At 34.8% G+C, this 18,133-nt stretch carries 13 protein-coding genes; 6 read left to right on the top strand and 7 right to left on the bottom strand.

Annotated features, from left to right (window positions below; genetic code table 11):
* Positions 1-71: 71 nt before the first annotated feature.
* Both NHE85_RS15915 and NHE85_RS15910 read right to left on the bottom strand, forming a co-directional pair.
* On the bottom strand, positions 72-1,847 hold the full coding sequence (locus NHE85_RS15915) for a RagB/SusD family nutrient uptake outer membrane protein (RefSeq protein WP_252813127.1): 1,776 nt from the start codon (positions 1,845-1,847) through the stop codon (positions 72-74).
* Positions 1,848-1,849: 2 nt separating this feature from the next.
* Positions 1,850-4,933, bottom strand: a complete 3,084-nt coding sequence (locus NHE85_RS15910) for a TonB-dependent receptor (protein WP_252813126.1) — start codon at positions 4,931-4,933, stop codon at positions 1,850-1,852.
* A 405-nt stretch (positions 4,934-5,338) separates the two neighbouring features.
* Here NHE85_RS15910 and NHE85_RS15905 point away from each other — a divergent pair, with 405 nt between their 5' ends.
* Positions 5,339-6,403, top strand: coding sequence for a phosphatidylinositol-specific phospholipase C1-like protein (locus tag NHE85_RS15905; protein WP_252813125.1), 1,065 nt, complete (start codon positions 5,339-5,341; stop codon positions 6,401-6,403).
* Between the two features lie 81 nt (positions 6,404-6,484).
* Here NHE85_RS15905 and NHE85_RS15900 read toward each other — a convergent pair whose 3' ends face one another.
* The 3 genes from NHE85_RS15900 to NHE85_RS15890 all read right to left on the bottom strand — a co-directional run bounded on the left by NHE85_RS15900 (position 6,485) and on the right by NHE85_RS15890 (position 12,054).
* Positions 6,485-8,407 carry a metallophosphoesterase gene (locus NHE85_RS15900; protein ID WP_252813124.1) on the bottom strand — a complete coding sequence of 641 codons (1,923 nt, stop codon included), beginning with the start codon at positions 8,405-8,407 and terminating at the stop codon, positions 6,485-6,487.
* 139 nt (positions 8,408-8,546) lie between these two features.
* Positions 8,547-10,091, bottom strand: a complete 1,545-nt coding sequence (locus NHE85_RS16810; protein ID WP_374676581.1) for a T9SS type A sorting domain-containing protein — start codon at positions 10,089-10,091, stop codon at positions 8,547-8,549.
* Between the two features lie 58 nt (positions 10,092-10,149).
* Entirely contained in the window at positions 10,150-12,054 is a 1,905-nt protein-coding gene (locus NHE85_RS15890) for a hypothetical protein (RefSeq protein ID WP_252813122.1), read from the bottom strand.
* Positions 12,055-12,124: 70 nt separating this feature from the next.
* Here NHE85_RS15890 and NHE85_RS15885 point away from each other — a divergent pair, with 70 nt between their 5' ends.
* Entirely contained in the window at positions 12,125-13,129 is a 1,005-nt protein-coding gene (locus NHE85_RS15885) for a hypothetical protein (RefSeq protein WP_252813121.1), read from the top strand.
* Between the two features lie 2 nt (positions 13,130-13,131).
* Here NHE85_RS15885 and NHE85_RS15880 read toward each other — a convergent pair whose 3' ends face one another.
* Together NHE85_RS15880 and NHE85_RS15875 are read right to left on the bottom strand one after the other, a co-directional pair.
* Positions 13,132-13,680, bottom strand: coding sequence for a tail fiber protein (locus NHE85_RS15880; protein ID WP_308219367.1), 549 nt, complete (start codon positions 13,678-13,680; stop codon positions 13,132-13,134).
* Positions 13,681-13,815: 135 nt separating this feature from the next.
* A complete protein-coding gene (locus NHE85_RS15875; protein ID WP_252813119.1) occupies positions 13,816-15,249 on the bottom strand; it encodes a hypothetical protein in 1,434 nt (477 codons plus the stop codon).
* Between the two features lie 435 nt (positions 15,250-15,684).
* Here NHE85_RS15875 and NHE85_RS15870 point away from each other — a divergent pair, with 435 nt between their 5' ends.
* Genes NHE85_RS15870 through NHE85_RS15855 form a run of 4 tightly spaced genes read left to right on the top strand, consistent with a single transcriptional unit; the run spans position 15,685 to position 18,126 of the window.
* On the top strand, positions 15,685-16,029 hold the full coding sequence (locus NHE85_RS15870) for a hypothetical protein (RefSeq protein WP_252813118.1): 345 nt from the start codon (positions 15,685-15,687) through the stop codon (positions 16,027-16,029).
* Positions 16,030-16,039: 10 nt separating this feature from the next.
* Positions 16,040-16,687, top strand: a complete 648-nt coding sequence (locus NHE85_RS15865) for a hypothetical protein (RefSeq protein WP_252813117.1) — start codon at positions 16,040-16,042, stop codon at positions 16,685-16,687.
* Entirely contained in the window at positions 16,645-17,439 is a 795-nt protein-coding gene (locus NHE85_RS15860; RefSeq protein WP_252813116.1) for a sensor histidine kinase, read from the top strand. The genes NHE85_RS15865 and NHE85_RS15860 overlap by 43 nt, the downstream gene beginning before the upstream one ends.
* A gap of 3 nt (positions 17,440-17,442) precedes the next feature.
* Positions 17,443-18,126, top strand: a complete 684-nt coding sequence (locus tag NHE85_RS15855) for a response regulator transcription factor (protein WP_252813115.1) — start codon at positions 17,443-17,445, stop codon at positions 18,124-18,126.
* Positions 18,127-18,133: the final 7 nt, after the last annotated feature.

Below are 18,133 nucleotides of genomic sequence, written 5' to 3'. Positions count from 1 at the left end.
TTGCACATTCAACTAAAAAGCAAAGAGCGGCCAATTGGCCGCCCTTTGTATTGGGGAATCATTATACGTTATTAATTGTAACCTTTATTCTGAGTAAATTCTTTAGTTACATCTATTGTTCCCTGTGGTATAGGGAAAATTCTTCTGAAAGGTTCTGTGGCAGGTTTGGCTGATCCGGGCAAAGCAAGGTCTAATTTACCAAAACGTACCATTTGCGGTCTTCTCCACATTTCCCAGTACATTTCAAAACCAATTTCTTTATAAAGTATTTCTGCATCTATAGCAGCTATCGGTTTACCCGGTACATTACCAAATAAAGCTTCACGTGTTCTGCTTGTACGTAGTATGTTAATATCTGCCAATGCAAGACCTGTTTCGCCTTTACGGAAATAAGCTTCGGCTCTCATAGTATATACACCTCCTAAACGGAACAATGGTATATCTACTTTACTTGAACCATTTCCTTCTTCAGGATCAAACTCAAATTTAAAGCAACGTACGCCACGGTTAATCTGGTTTTGCGCCAGTACAGATTGTGCAGGGTTGTCAAAATTAAGTTCAGGAGTAAATACCATTGGTGTGGTTGTACTTTTTTCCATTACAAGAGGAGATACTTTAATCCTTCCATCATCTGTCATTTCAAATACACCTGAAGAAGTAAGTGTAGGACCATATTGCTGACCTTCAATGATTCCTCTGTTAAAATGGAACCATGGGTTGGTTGTTCCCGGAACAAGATCTGTAGCAGGTACACTTAATGTAGTACCATCATTCATAAACCATGTACCATCACTGTACTGATAATATCTGTGAAACCTTGGGTCATCATGGTTACCTTCCCAGCTTGCATAAAATTCAGGAGTCATACATGAACCGTTAGTTCCTCTGTTTTTAGCAGATACTCTTTGATTACGCGCACAAGACATATAAGCAAGGTCATTATCACCATTCCGGATATAATCAATTTTTTGTGTAATAGCGAAAATAAGTTCTGATCCGCCTGAATTATCAATAGAAAAATTATCAAAGTAATTGCTTTCAAGATTAAATTTACCTGAGTTGATAACTAAATTTGAATAGTAAATTACTTTATCCATATCGGTACCGTTACCATCTATAGCAGGCTCGTTAAAGTTAAATGCAGATGTTGTATTGTAACGGTCTTTATATACAGAACGGTTAAGGTACATTTGAGCTAAAAGCGCATATGCAGCTTCTTTAGTAAACCTACCGTTATGGGTACCCTGTGTACCAAGGTTTGCAAGATCAGGAATTACAGCTTCTACATCTTTAATAAGCTCATCTATAGCAGTACCGGCTTGTAAAATTTCCAATGGAGCATTTTTTACTAGGGGATCACGGTAAGGAGCCTGTCCAAATAGATCAAGGGTAGTATAAGTGTAAAATGCTAAAAGTGTTTTAGCTTCTGCAAGAAAAAGCTTTTTGTTACTATCATTACTTGCTTCTGCACTTTTTATTGCAGTTAACGAACGGGTAATACCATTAGTAAGCATATACCAGTTACTTGTTATAACAGCATTAGTAGGTGCCCATGTGAACTCGTGCATATCACGCCATTTTCCGCCGTCACCCCAGTCGCTACCACGTGTAGGTAACAATGCTACGTCGCTTGAATATTCCTGCATTGCAATCATACCACCGTTATCTGTAAATGTACCATCGCCTAAACGGTCATAAGCAGCAGCAAGCGCACTGGCTGAATTAGAAGCTTCTTCACCAAGAACTTCGTCCAGTACTTCTTCATCAAGGCTGGTACAGCCTGCAAAAACTAGGGCTGCACAAGCAGTGATCATATATGTTTTATTGAATATTTTATTAAATTTCATGATTATAATTTTATAGTTGTACCAAAAATAAATGTTCTGGAAGTAGGGTAACTTCCGTAATCTATACCAATAGACTGGTTACCACCATTTGGTTTAGGGCTATTGATTAATGGATCATAACCGCTGTAGTTTGTTATAGTAAGCAGGTTTTGTCCTGTTACATAAAATGTAATACCCTGTAACCATTTTATATTGTCCGGCTTAAAGTTATATCCTAAACGGGCAGAATTTAAACGTATGAAATCTGATTTCTCAAGAAATAACGTAGAGATTTGCGGAGAATTTGAAGCATTAGCACCAGAAGTATAATAATCAGTAGCTACGTTTCTGTCAGAAGCAAGATTATTTATATTAAGAGCATTTAATCCTGTATTATTTAGCAGGTATCCGCCAGTCTGACCAATAATAGAGAATGAAAGATCGAAGTTTTTATAACGCATCTGGCTGTTAATACCATAACTAAATTTAGGTATTGCACCTTCTATAATATAACGGTCATCAGCGTTAATTATACCGTTTCCATCTTTATCTTTATAAGTGTTAGCACCATTTTCATCGAAACCTGTATGTTTAAGAAGATAGAATGAACCTGCAGCATATCCGCTTTTATAAATGTTTGCAGTTACCCCAGACTGACCCGGACCAGATATATTACCTGAAAGAATTTCAGAAACAGGAAGATCTTTAACCTCATTATCTAGTGTAGCACCGTTTGCATCTAATGACCAGGAGAAGTTATCGTTATCAATAATTTTACCTCCTATCATAAGCTCTAAACCTTTATTAACAATCTTACCATCCATATTTACCCAAATATCCGGAGTAGGACTAAGTACTGAAGATTGTATATTTAAAATAGCGTCTGTTGTAGTTTTGTTGAAATAATCAACTGTACCATATAATCTGTCATTAAATAAACTAAAGTCAAGACCAACGTTAAACTGAGTAACAACCTCCCATTTAAGGTCTGGGTTAGGAGTTCTGTTAACAGAAATACCATTTACAAGTTCAAGATCATCATACAGATAGTAACCATCTGCACCTGAAAGTGAATAACTTGCTTTGGTAATTTTATTTTGTACTTCCTGATTACCTGTTTGACCCCAGCTACCACGTAGTTTAAGTGAATTAACAATTGCAGAACCTTTAAGGAAGTTTTCCTGAGCAATGTTCCATCCACCGGCGAATGAAGGGAAATAACCATATTTATTATTTTCACCAAAACGGGTTGAACCATCAGCCCTTATTGAAGCAGTTAAAAGGTATTTACCGTTAAATGAATAATTTGCTCTACCAAAATAAGACTGTAGTTCATTAACTTGTGCAAAACCTGAAGCTCCGGCTAGTGTTCCGGCAGCACCCGGATTTATTGCAGGAGATATACCTTCACCTTTCTTGCCTATGTCTTTAACAGTGAAGCTGTTGCCTGATCTTTCAAATTTTTGGTATGAAAAACCACCTAATACTTCAAGTTTATGCTTTTCACCAGCAAGGTTGTAAGTAAGGTAATGTTCCATCAGTGAGTTTTTAGACTCCATATTGTTTTGTGCATATCTACCACTAGGGTTAAGGTCTGTTAAGTTTTCAAATATGGTAGTATTTCTTTCTGCCATAGACCTGTCTATACCTAAATTTAATTTATACTCAAGCCCTTTTGCAAGTCGGAAAGAAGTTTCCATATTACCTAAAATCCTGATTGTACGTGTTTGATCTTCGTAAATACTAAGCAGGTAAGCAGGGTTGTAGTGTGCATTCATGTTAAAGTTAGTGTAGTCACCATTCTCATCAAATACATTACGTGTAGGATTTGCCATTAGTGTATGTATTATAAGCTGACCGTTAGATCCGCCATCATCACTTGTAGGCACTCCTTTATCTTTAGTTTCACTGGCAGTAAGATTAACTTTAATTTTTAAGCGCTGATCATCTAAGAATGACTCGGCAACATTAATTCTTCCCGTGGTACGCTTAAAGTTACTTTGGTTAATAATACCCTCCTGATCCATTTGCGATACAGAAACATAATAGTTACCACTATTTGTTTGTTTCGCAAAAGATAATGAGTTGTTTTTAGTAACAGCACTTCTGTATATAACATCCTGCCAGTCTGTATTTCCACCATGGTCAAAAGCAGGATCTTTAATGGCTTCTCTATATTGTTTTGCATTTAAAACATCAATTTTGTGTGCAACTGTAGAAAAACCTGCGTAAGAATCTGCAGTAAACTGAGCTTCTCCTTTACGGCCTCTTTTTGTAGTAACAATTACAACTCCATTAGAACCTCTTGCACCATATATAGCAGCAGCAGAAGCATCTTTTAATACAGTGATAGATTCTATGTCACTGGTATTTAAAAAGTTTAATGGGTTTTTAGCTGAAGATGATCCAAAACCTACGTCAGTTCCTCCAGGACTTACATTGTCGTTAGATAATGGCACACCATCTACAACAAATAAAGGTGTACTACCGCTTCTGATAGAACCAACCCCACGGATTGTTACGTTTACCCCGGCCCCTGGTTCTCCGCTTGTCTGCACTACTCTCACACCGGCAACTTTACCTTGTAAAAGCTGATCTGCCGATGTGTTAATACCTTGTCTGAACTGTTCTTCGTTAAGCTGTGCTACAGCTCCTGTGGCATCTTTTTTATTTACTTTACCGTAACCTACTACTAAAACTTCATTAAGTTCCGAAGCATCAGGAATCATTGAAACACTAATTTCTTTGCCTGATACTACAACACTTTGTGTTTTGTATCCTACGTAAATTATATTAAGTGTTTTGCCATTGGCTACAGCAATTTCAAAATTACCATCCATATCAGTTACAACAGAATTTGTTGTACCTGCTTCCATGATGGTAGCTCCCGGTAATGGCATACCGTTCTCATCTAAAACTTTTCCTTTTACAGGCTGTTGCTGTACAGCTGTGGAGTAAAATGTTGTAAGAGCTTCTGTTTCAAACTCTGTTGTTGCTTTTGGTGGTTCAACCACTGTTTTTTTACTGTGTCCCGTTTGAAGGGATAGTAAAGCAGGTACTAAAAAACATAGGTTTTTTAGCCTGGAATTTGTAATTTTAAAATTCATTGAATTAAGTTATTGGTTTCACGATGCTTAATTGGCCGTAGCTGTTGGCGCAGCTACGGTTTTTTGTTTATGTCGTAAAGTAGTTTCCTACTGTCTTTTCTTTGGTAATATTTAAAACTTAATTACGGAAACCCGCAAAGCATTAATTATTGACTGCGAAATAAGGGAATGTTAATTCAAATTGTTTTTCGTAAAAGTTATCTTTAAATTAAGTGATGGCATTGCTAAAACGGTTTCGTAATCTGATGTTTACTTAAATGTTACATACAGGTTGTAGTTTGTTTTTTTTAGAATAACAAAAAATTAACCTTATCAATTTACATTTGCGCCTGTACCAATTTTATTATTGTTAATCTTCATGTTCTGGCACCAAAAATTTCTATACACTACAAACATTATACATTTATGAAATCAATTTTTATGGCTTTTACAGCCTTATTATCTACAGTGACTTTTGCTCAAAACGTCTATAATGATAATTTAAAACTTAATCAATTACAGATTATAGGTTCTCACAATAGCTACAAAAATGCTATAGAACCTGAATTGTATAAAATGATATATAAGAAAGACTCTGCTATTTCAGGTGTTCAATATGAACATATTGCTATAACAGATCAGCTTAATCTTGGACTTCATAATCTTGAAATTGATATTTATGCAGATTCAAAAGGAGGGAAGTATGCTCATCCAAAAGGATTAGATTTGGTAAAACCTGAAAAAGAATATGATCCTAAAGGTGAAATGAATAAACCGGGATTTAAATTGATACATATGGTTGATGTAGATTTCAGAAGTTCAGTATTAACTTTTGAAGCCTGTCTGCAAATGCTTAGAAAATGGTCTGATGAACACCCGGGACATTTACCGGTTTTTATTACACTTGAGCCCAAAGATGGTTATACAAATCAGTTCGGAACCACTCCTGAAGCTTTTACGCCAAAATTGTTTGATGAGGTAGATTCGGTAATAAGAAAAAATCTTGGTTCAGATAAACTAATTACTCCTGATATGGTAAGAGGGAAATATACTACACTGGAAGAAGCTGTTTTGAAAAATAACTGGCCAGATCTTAAACATGCCAAAGGCAAATTCTTTTTCCTTCTTGATGACAGCAAAAACAAAATGAAAATGTATATGGAAAGACATCCGTCATTGAAAGGGCGTGTAGCCTTTGTAAATGCTGAGCCTGGCACACCGGAGGCTGCAGCTATGTTTAGAAATGATGCTCTTGATACTACTATACCTGATTTAGTTATGAAAGGTTATATTATCCGCACCCGTGCAGATATAGGTACAGTTCAGGCTCGTAATAATGATTACAGTACTTTTGAAGCAGCTAAAAAATCCGGAGCACAAATTATTACTACAGATTATTATATTCCGGGAAAATTATTTCCTACAACATATCAGGTAAAATTTGATGATGGAAAATATGAGAGAATTAATCCTATTATAGGAACAAAATAAAAACACGAAACCAGATTGAAGAAGCCGCCTGAAGATTTTTTAGGCGGCTTTATTTTTAAGAAAATTGATTTGCCAAATTATTTATTTATCAAGATTTTCAAGAATACCTGTTTCTATGTTAACCTTGAAGTGTCCTGCAGGAGCACCATTTAAAAATTTATAAAGTATAGATAAAAACAGGCCGGTATTTTTATAAGTTTCACCTCTAACAGAAGTATTTCTTTTATTCTCATAAAAAGCATTATAAATTAATAAGTACTGATTTATACGATTTGTACCAATATCCTTAATAGCTAACCTGTCTGCGCTGCGAATTCTGTAAAAATCAGTTATCATATCAATACCTTTCCAGGTCTTAAGATCATTTATTCCAATGTGATTTTTACTCAGTTGCTTTTTTGTTTTGTACAATGCTTTTGTCCATTCTTTTTTATATTTGGTTTTATTGCTTAATAATTTTTCAAAAGGCTCATTACTTTCAATATTAGCTAAAACTAACAAGTCATCTCCGGAAATATCACATAGAAAATTTTTAAAGTTTGCAGGCCAGTCATCCGGTAAAAACCGGAGCCTTACTAATTCACTAAGATGGTAATCTGTAAATTCATGATAACTTTTAGTTTCTAATATGTCTTCATTCCAAATGTTATTATCATTTTTTGTTTTCAGATAATCGTGTTCCATCTGATATAATTCGAAAAGCTCATTATATCTTTCAACGGTATCAACAACAATAGTTTCTATTTCAAGTTCGGTTTTATTTTTTATAGTAAGTAATTTATAAGCGGGTATATAAGCAGCTAATGATGGAGTTTGAATATTCAGTAGTGTTTTACCGTTTTTATATGTTCTTATTCCGGTATCGTTAATATGCATATGCCCCCCAAAATGAATTTTAATACCTGCATCAGCAAATGTTTTAGCCACTTCTTCTTCAGGAACTCTTTCAAGTTGCCATTTACCGCGTCCCATAAAAGCTTCAATTTCATTAGATGCATCGTCATTAAAATCAACCATAGGGTAGTGGCTAAAGGCAATAAGAATCTTGCCTTTTTTTTCTGCTTCTTCGGCAACTTTTTTTACCCAGTTTATAAGGTGTTTTTTATTTGTTAAAACGTTATTATAACCAAGATTTGCTCCCGAATAATTTTTAGGATTTTTTGAGTCGCCATTACTATTCGATTTAGGTATATAAACATTTCCATCTAAAGCCAATAGCCAAAGTCCGTCAACAGGTTCAACAACATAGGTAACATCCGGTACAGTATATCCGGGTGCTACTTCATACATTCTGTTTGAAATTGCACTTTGATTTATTGCTTTTGAATAAGAGTAATCTTCAGGTGTGTAAAAACTAAAAGGAGTCGCCCAATACTTATAATTTTCTTTAGGGTAAAAACCAAAGTTTTTCAGATATTCGATTATATCGTCGTAGCCCATTTTGGCAATATCTTTTGTTATTACAACAGGTAATTCATCATTAGACGATTTATATATATCGCTACCGCTGAAAATAGCTTGTTGTTCTCCTCCTAAACCCAAAAAATCATTTTTCCCTGCAGGTTGTGCAAAAGGCCCTACAGGATCATGATTGCCGGTAGTAATAAAAAATTCTATTCCATACTTTCTGGTATACTCATTCAGTATGTGTTGCAGTCCTCTTAAATGTATAGGCTGACCGTCGTCAGTATAATCGCCGGGTAAGGCTACTAAATGTATTCCTCTTTTTGCAATATCGTCGAGTGCAGAAAGAAATGCAAAATAATTTTCATTGAAAATTCGTGTGGAATGTAGCTGAGATTCCATTGTCCTTAAAAGTACAGGTTTGCCATTTTTCGGATTAATTATTCCGGTATAATTATTATCGCTAAAGTTTCCATATAAATCCTGTAAATGTACATCTGCTAAAAAAGCTATCTGTAAACCATTTATATCTGTTTGTGCCTTTATAGAACAAGGTAGGAGAGAGGCTATAATTAAATAAGAAAAACAGATTAGTTTCATTTGTTTTTAAAACAAAAGTCTAAAAACTTATATAAAGCCTGTGTTATATTAAAGAAAGGTTTTGGTTATCATTACAGCATAAAAAAACATCCTCATAATTGAGGATGTTTCTTAAATATAGTTTTATTATTTATAAAGCTTAGTAAGCTTTTTTATCGATTATAACTCGTTTTGTAACCTTTCCTGTATCAGATGTTATATTGAATAAATATACTCCTGATTCTAAGTTGGTAACATCTATACCTTCAAGTTCCGATGTTAAATGATTTTCTTTTACCAGTCTGCCATGTAAGTCATAAACGGCAACTTTTAAGTTGTTATAACCTGAAAAATCAGGAATTTTAATAAATACTTCTGTTGTGGCCGGATTAGGATACAAAGTAAGTTTTATCTCTCTGAATTCATCAGTTCCTGAAAGTGCAGATACTACAATTATTACTTCAGCGGTACTACAGTTTGTTGAATTATTTACATCGCAAATAGAATATATAATTGTATATGTTCCCTCTGTAGCAGTATCAGGTATCATTATGTTACCGTCGTTATCTACAGTAACTCCTGTAAGTCCACCATCATCAGTAATCGATATTATAATATCCATATCGTTAACAGGCAGGCTGTTAAATAAATCATTAGCAGTTACATCGCCAGCAATACCTGCTGTACCTTCAATAATAGGAGATGTACTAAAATCATCATTTACAGCTTCAAGTATATTAGTTACTGTAAGCATTGCAGCATCAGATGTTGCAATACAGTTATTACCGTTGATTAGTTCAGCTCTAAATACATATCCATTATAATTTGCAGGTATATTAACAACTGTAAGTGTAGCAGTAGTTGCTCCTGAATATTCAGGGTTAGCTCCTCCATCTGTAATATTCATCCAGTTATTACCATCTTCACTATATTGCCATTGATAGCTGTCTACATTAATTGCATCAACACTATAAGTTGCACTTAGGCCTGTTGTTATTGTTACATCTTCAGGCTGTGAAAGAATAGATATAGCCAAAGGCTCATTAATTGTTACTGTAGAAGTTGATGAACATCCGTGATCATCGGTAACTGTTACAGTATATGTTCCTGCAATTAGTCCTGTAGCTGTAGCATTATCTCCTCCTGAAGGCGACCATGAATAGCTATAAGGGGCAGTTCCTCCTGTTACAGTAGCCTCAGCAGATCCATCGTTTCCTCCATTACAACCTGCATCTGTTGCAGTAGTAGTTACAATTAATTCATCAGGCTGGGTAAGGCTAAAATTCCTTAACGTTGAACAGCCGTTTGCATCTGTAATTATGACACTATAATTTCCTGCAGTAAGATTTTCCGCATTAGGACCTGTACTAACAGCAGGAGTCCAGGTATAGGTATAAGGTTCAGCTCCGCCAGATACATTTACTCCTAACATACCATCAACAGCTTCATAACATGAAACATTAGTTTGAGATATAGAGGCCTGTAATGGTTCAGGTTCTGTTATAGTAACTGACTGAGAAACTGTACAGCCGTTTGCATCGGTTACTGTTACGGTATAAGTACCAGCATCAAGCCCTGTAGCAGTAGCAGCCGTACCTCCTGATGGCGACCATGCATAGGTATATGGAGCAACACCTCCAACTACTGTTACAGTAGCAAATCCATTTGCACCACCATTACAAATAATGTTATTCTGTGCAGTAATAGTGGCAATTAAAGCATCAGGCTCAGTAATAGTAACCGATTGTGTAGCCGTACATCCGTTAGCATCTGTAATAGTTACGGTATATGTACCGGCAGTAAGCCCTGTAGCTGTAGCGGCAGTACCCCCTGAAGGTGACCATGAATAGGTAAGTGTGCCTGTACCCCCTGAAGCGGTTAGTAAGTCCTGTAGCTGTAGCGGCCGTACCCCCTGAAGGTGCCCATGAATAGGTAAGTGTCCCTGTACCCCCTGTTGCGGTTACAGTAGCCGAGCCGTTTGCTCCGCCGTTGCATGCTACATTGGTCTGTGAAGTTATAGAAGCAGTAATAGCTGTAGGCTGTGTAACCGTAGCATTTACAATACCTGTACAACCATTATCATCGGTAATAGTTACCGAATAGGAACCGGCTGCAAGTCCTGTTCTGTCTTCCGTAGTAATACCTCCGCCCCAGTTAAAAGTATATGGTCCTGTACCACCCGTAGGTGTCAGGTTAATAGCACCGGTGTTAGCACCGTTGCAGGTAAGATTGGTTACAACCGTTGTTCCTGAAACAGCACTAGTAGGCTGAGTTATATTTGCTGTAGCTGTTACAGTGCACCCGTTAGCATCGGTCACTGTAACAGTATAAGAACCCGCTGAGAGACCGGAGGCTGTAGCATTGCTTCCGCCTGCAGGTGCCCATGAATAAGTAAGTGTACCTATTCCTCCAGTTGCCGTTACAGTAGCTGATCCGTTTGATCCGCCGTTACAAGAAACATTGGTCTGTGAACTTATAGATGCTGATAGACTAGAAATTTTAAGTGTTGCTGCATTTGAAGTAGCATTGGGAGTACAAGCTCCTGAAACAATCACCCTATATTGATAATTGTTTAAAGTTGAAGCAGGAGCCATTAATGTTAAAGTTGCAGTAGTTGTGCCCGAATAAGGAGTTACATTACTAATGTTAGTAAATCCTGAGCCTGAATTTACCTGCCATTGATAGCCTGTAGCATTCGATGCTGTAACGCTAAATAATGTATTATTACCTACAGTGCATATTGTACTGTCAGACGGCTGAATACTTATGGATGGAGGTGAGTTGATAGTACTTGTTACAGTTATATTTTTGGTTGTAGCACTTGTGGATGTAACAGTAATATTACCCGACGGATCGCCTGTTGCATTTGCGGCCAATCGTGCATAAATTGTTGTTGTACTTACAGTACCACTACTAGGGGTAAGTGCAATCGTTGTTCCGTAACCACTACCCGAGGAAGTAGAAACCTCGTAACCCGCAGGAGCTGTAACAATTAAGTTAGCAGTAAGACTGCTACCGGAAACAGTAAAGCTTTGTGCTGCTGATGCATTACCTGAACAGGTTGTAAAATTATTTAAATTTGATACAGATGAATTAACAACAGAGGTTGGCGCCTGCCATGTTAAAGCATCCATAGCAATATAATCTATATCACCTGTAGTTGTTATTATAAATGAATCGATAGTAGTATTTGAATTATTATTACCACCATACGAAGCCATATTTATAAATGTAAACCCATTATTAGTACTTGTATTAGCTACAAATCCTGTTTGCGTTGCAGTATATTGTGTTGCTCCTGCCAACTTACCTGTTATGCTACAGCTTCCGGTAACATTAAGACCCATTGCATTAGATGTAGCTAAATATAGCCATACACTTTTTAATGTGAATGAAGCTCCATTAGTTCTGGACACTGTAAATTGTTTTCCTCCTGGCGGGGAGACATTACTGGAGTTGTCAATATATTTATTATCTGCAGAAATACCATTCCATCCTGTACCGTTAAGCTGATATATATCAAAAAGCCCTATTTGGCTGGTTATAGTAAATCCATTGATTAAAATACTTGACCCTACGGATTCAGCTTCAAAATTTTCTGTTGTTTGTGCATTAATAAAATGCATGCTAAGAAATAAAAAAATAAGTTGTAAGTAATATTTCATCATTTTTTCTAACGTTTGGTTTATATTTGTTTATTATTCGGTAGGTTTTCTCTTAAAACTATTTAAAGAATTAATGTATATAAAAAAACTGAACTCTATTGTTAAGTCTATTCTTAAAGCAAGAACAGAAAGCGACATTATACTTAGCACACAGCTGCTTTCTTCTTTTTATAATGAAATTAATATATATAATTTATCAGATGATAATCAAATCACTATTAAAGGAGGTGTAGCTTTGTCGGGTTTGCATGCAGCTAATTGCTTAGATGATTATATGCGAACTGCCTTATTCCTTAAAGGTACGTTTAAAGCAATTACAAAACTCCATAATTTATTTCCCCGTAGGCCTGTTAATATACTGTATGCAGGTACTGGTCCCTATGCGACATTATTATTACCTTTATTAACTCAATTTAATAAAATTAACATAATTTTTCTTGATATTAATGATACTTCTATAAAATTTCTTAAAAAGCTTATTTCAATACTTGGTTTGGAAAATTTGAGTTATAGATTCATTATTGCTGATGCTACGACATACAATATACCATCTGATTTTATTGTAGATCTTGTGATAACTGAAACTATGCATTATGGCCTTACCAGTGAACCACAAGTGGCAATAGTAAAAAATATCATGTCACAAACGCCTTCCCACACTATGCTAATTCCTCAGGAAATTCATATAGATTTAGCATATACTTATTTTGCCAAAGAACCTTTTTTAAAAAATAATCCTGATGCATTAAAGGGCTGCAATAATTTGCAACCCTATGAACACCGTAAATTTGTTGACAGATTGTTTACAATACAAAAGGATCTTTTTAAAGGTTTCCTTACGAATGCTACCTGTATTACGAGTAAATTTTACAATCTTCCACTTGATTTCACTAATTCTCCTGATATATGTGTTTTTACTACAATTACAATATTTGAAGATATAGTATTAAAAACAGCAGAGTCCTTAATTACTAATCCTTATTGTATTACTTCAATATATAATTTAAGAGGTTTTAAAAATATTCAATTAACCTATGATTTTAGTGAAGTGCCTAAATGGATTTATAATGTTAGATAATCTTATTGTCTCGGTGGAAAAATACCCTCTACACAAATAATATAATTTAACGTAGTGAATGGTTGAAGGTTATTAATAGGAATACCTGACCCTGTTATTCCCGTTTGATTCATTCCTGTTGACAACTGTACATCAGGCGTTGCATTAACAAATCCAAGGGATGGAGTAAAAGTTCTACCTTCATAATAACCTGGTGAAGCTATGGCAGATCCTTGTGTAGCAACACTCTCTGTAGCGTTTGCTGAACTAACTTTTATGCCAGCCTCCATATGGGTATGTGGCGGCATGTTTGATGTTAGGATAGTAGTATTTTCAGAGCCTGACATTTCGCCTAATGCATAATCGCTAAGACCAGGTCCTTGTCCTTCACCCATGGGCACCCTGCTTCTCAAATCAGGCAAAGCAAAAGTTGAAACTCCATTTCCGCCATATGTAGTTCCTAAAATAGCAAATAAAGCTGTATTTTGAGATATTGACAGGATTTGTCCCTGGCATAACATAAATCCTCTTGGCGCAAAATTGCCAGCAAATAGTTTGATAACACCGATCATTTCTTCCATAATTGTAAATATTTATTGGTTATTAGTCTGTTTGTAAAAACGAAATTAAAGATTTGAAAAGAGATAAAATCAGGTGTTTTTACCTGATTTTCCTCTTTAGAGTGTTAAAATATATTTTCTACACTTTTATTTTTTAGGATTTATATTTCCCTGAATAGACCATGCAAAGTCAAGCTGTACCTGGTTGGTAAATAAAGTTTTGTCGTCCATGCTTATATATTGGTCTGTGGTATAACTAATATTTCCTTGTGCTGTAGCCACTGCATGACATGCCATACAGTTGGTTTGTACACCATATTTGTATGAAGGATTAAGTTTGTTTGGAAGGTTTACTCCCGTAAGACCTGCCTCCAAATATGGATTAAAGGCAATAATCGGTTTTACATTAGTATTTGTACCACCATTAATTGGCTGGTTAGGCCATACCATTGCATAAGCAGAAGATACTGCATAGTGCTTTGCAGCACCTTTTACCTGTGCCGGCATTAAACCTGCTTCAAAAGATGAACTTGGAAATAATGGTGCATTTTGGTTTGAACTCCAAAAATAAGTCTGCCATGTCCAGTTGCTTATTTCTTTAGTACCTACGTGCATAGCTACCAGCAACACTATATCTCCGGCTTTAAAATTTGTACTGCCTTTATCTTCATGCAGATTTAGATATACAGCGGCTTTATTATCCAGTTTATAATTAATAAAGTCGCTTACGTTACAGGTTGCTTTTTCTATTTCTTCTTTAGTAGGAGTTTTTGAAGTTACCGGAACTAATACTTTATTTTTTGGCTGTCTGTTTTTTGTATCAGCATATACATAAGTATTCCACATTTTGTAACCGAACACTTTTGCCGGGTTTGGTGTTCCGGGCCATACAGGTACCCTTATAAGTCCATTTTCATCAGGTTTTCCGGCATAATAAGTTGGTTTTGTAGTTATAGCATCGGCTGGGAAACCCGGTATTGTTCCTATACCCTCTTTCACTTTATATTTATCCAGTTCTGACTGATTAAAAATTAAATTTTTGGTGGCATGGCAGGCTGCCTGAGGGTTGTATGAAACAGTTTCAAATACATCAGATGTAAGTTCTGCTTTTACAGAATCTTTATCTTTAAGAAATTGTGCATGTATAAACTGTCTTGGAATGTTTAACTGTGTTCTTTCTTTTTTTATAGGAGTACAGCCCCCATCTTTTTTACCTGCAGCAGACAGATCAGCCAGTTCTTTAACACCCAGCCATGTTTCAAAAACATATAGAGAATCCTCTCCATACATCTGACCTGTTTTAGCAGTTAAACCAGCCCAGATACCCCAGGCATGTTTTGTAATACTAACTGTATCCTGTTTATTAAGCCATGTATAAATAGTTGTAGAATCTTCCGGAAAATTAAATCCTTCAATTCCTAAATCAGAAGGAAAGTCCTGAGGTTTTATTTCAGCAATTTCTTTATCACCTTTTTCTGATTCACCATCTTTATCTTTTTTGCAGGACACTATAGTTAGCGAGCAAAATGAGAGGGCCAGTGCTGTAAAGCCTGCTTTTTTTAAATAATTAGTTGTTTTCATTTTATTTAATATTAGTTGATTTTATGTTTTTATATATACCTACTTTCGATCTGTCCCGAATAAATACGCTTTTAATTTGTAATATAAATTCAGCCTGCCAATTCAAAAGGCTAACATACTTTATGTTAAATTGTGATTTTAGCGGGTATTTACCTGTTTTTTTACCGCGTATTTTTACCTGATTTTATTAAAAACTTAAAATATTTATAATCGTTTTAAATATGTTCTTGTCAACATATTAGACAATTACAATAATTTACATTAAAATGTGTTGATAAATTATGTAGGAAAACACAGTCAGGAAGTAAATGTTTAATAATTATTTTATCTTTGATGATGAAGTATTTTTATTGAAAAATGTAATTTCGCCTAAAATCAGAATGACCATTTTGTGTAAAATAAGCAAATCAACTATAAACCTTAAATATTAAAATTATGAGTAAAAAAGAAAACACAATTCCATTACAAGACGCCGAAAGATATGCAGCAAGATGGAGAGGAGAAGAAGGAACGTATAATGCTCACCGCGAACTTCATGCTTTTGTTATTCCTAAAGTAGATTTGCTGGAAGTTTTAACTGAACAGGTAGATGCAGTAAGAGGCTATCTGGGCGTTGACGATAACGGTGTGGAAAAACTTATGTTTGTTGGTACAAAATATGATGCAGCCACAAATACTTACTATGATATGCTTCCGGGCAGGTCGGTAGGGGATAATAGCGTTTATGATATGACTATGCCATGTCCTAATGCATGTGATCCTTCAAGTCCGTTAAACTAAATTATGATAAATGGCTGAACTAAGAATTTTATCTTACATAGGTCTTTCAATATTATTATTAAATGCAGTTATATACCTGTTAGGTTTTGCTAAACAAGGCAAAGCCTACAGGTGTTTTGCATTATATTTAATAGCTATTTTTGGTATTCAGTCATTAAATATATGGCTTGGAAAAAAAAATATAAATAATCATTTTTTGTCCAGCTATTATCTTTTCTTTCAGTTTGTGTTCCTGAGTTGTTTTTTTTATTTCTTATTTGATACTGTAAGTTCCAAAATAAAAACTGCTGTTAAGTACATTTCTATAATAATTACAATAATGGCTATTGGCCAGTATATATATAATCCGGCTTTATATTATACTTTTAATCCGCTTGGTTTATTAATTACAACCTGTACTCTTGTAGCTTATAGTGTTGTATATCTATTAGAACTTATATCTAAAAAACTACCTTTTCATTATGTCGTGGTAGGGATATTTATTTACCTGATAAGTAGCTCGCTAATTTTTGTTTCTGCTGCGTCAATAGTGTCATTCAACGTAAAAATCAGTATGTTCATCTGGAAAATAAACGCATTATTGTTTATAGCTTATCAATTACTAATTTTATGGGAATGGAAACAGACCTTTTATCTAAAACCAACGAAACAGGACTGATAGTAATAGCAGGTATTTTTTTAATGTTCTTCATGAGTATTTTATTGCTCCTGTTCTTTTACTTTTCTAAAAAGAAGATTATACAAAAGGAATTAGAGAAAAAAACACTCGAATTAGATTACCAAAAAGATCTTATCAATGCAACTTTAGAAGTACAGGAAACAGAACGGAAGAGGATAGCACAGGATCTGCATGACGATATAAGCTCTAAACTGAATATTGTATCTCTAAATAGTCATTTATTAACTACTCCAGATTTAAATGCGGAAGAAATATCAGATATAACAGTCACTATAATAAACCTTGTTACAAAAGCTTTAGATAATTCCAGGAGGATAGCTCACGATTTACTGCCGCCAGTTCTTGATAAATTTGGTCTGCATGCCGGTCTTGAAGAATTATGTTTTGAATTCAATAGCAGTAAGTCTATAGCTGTAAATTTTGAAAATGAAGTTAAATTTAATGATGATGACAAAAACAGGCATCTCCATGTTTTCAGAATTATACAGGAACTTATGAATAATTCCTTAAGGCACGGAAAAGCTACCGCAGTATCATTAACATTTAAAGAAGAGAATGGTAAAATAGTCTGTAATTATTCTGATAATGGTAAAGGTTTTGACGTAAAAAGTCCCCAAGTAAAGAAAGGGCTTGGAATGAAAAATATAGAAAGCAGGATTATTTTTTTGCAGGGTACAATGACTATTGATTCTGTTATAAATAAAGGCACAAATGTGAATTTTAATTTTTAGCTTATGGAAAATATTAAAATTGCTTTAGCAGATGATGAAGTTTTATTCAGGAAAGGAATATCTTTTTTGCTGCAGCGTAAAAAGAATATTGATATAGTTTTTGAAGCGTCAAATGGTGAAGAGCTTGTTTGTTTTTTAAGGGAAAATAAGCATAATAATACAAATCCGGATATTGTAATTATTGATCTTAAAATGCCTGTTTTAAATGGCGTAGAAGCTACAAAAATAATTCATGAAGAATTTCCTGAAGTCAGGATAATTGCACTCACAAGTTATAATACAAAATCATTTATTGCCAATATGATTGATGTTGGAGCGGCATCTTATCTGGTTAAAAATACTACTCCTCAGGAATTAATGGCCACTATTAATGAGGTTTACGCTAATGGATTTTATTATAATGATGAAGTATTGCAGGTAATTCATGAATATTTAATATCACCTAAGAAAAAAATAAAAAGCAGGTTCCTCGACGAGCAGCTTACAAATAGAGAAATAGAAGTTTTAAAATTAATTTGTCAGCAATATAGCGGGGCAGAGATAGCTGAAAAACTGTTTTTGAGTGCAAGGACTGTTGAAGGGCACAGAAATAATTTACTTCGCAAAACAGAATGTAAAAATATGATCGGGTTGATTATTTACGCAATTAATAATGAATATGTTACACTTGAAGGATTACTGGAATAATATTATT

The organism is Flavobacterium sp. NRK1, from assembly GCF_024054175.1.
Classification (GTDB): Bacteria; Bacteroidota; Bacteroidia; order Flavobacteriales; family Flavobacteriaceae; genus Flavobacterium.
Note: the sequence above shows the minus strand (reverse complement) of the source record. Positions and strands in the feature narration are given on the sequence as shown.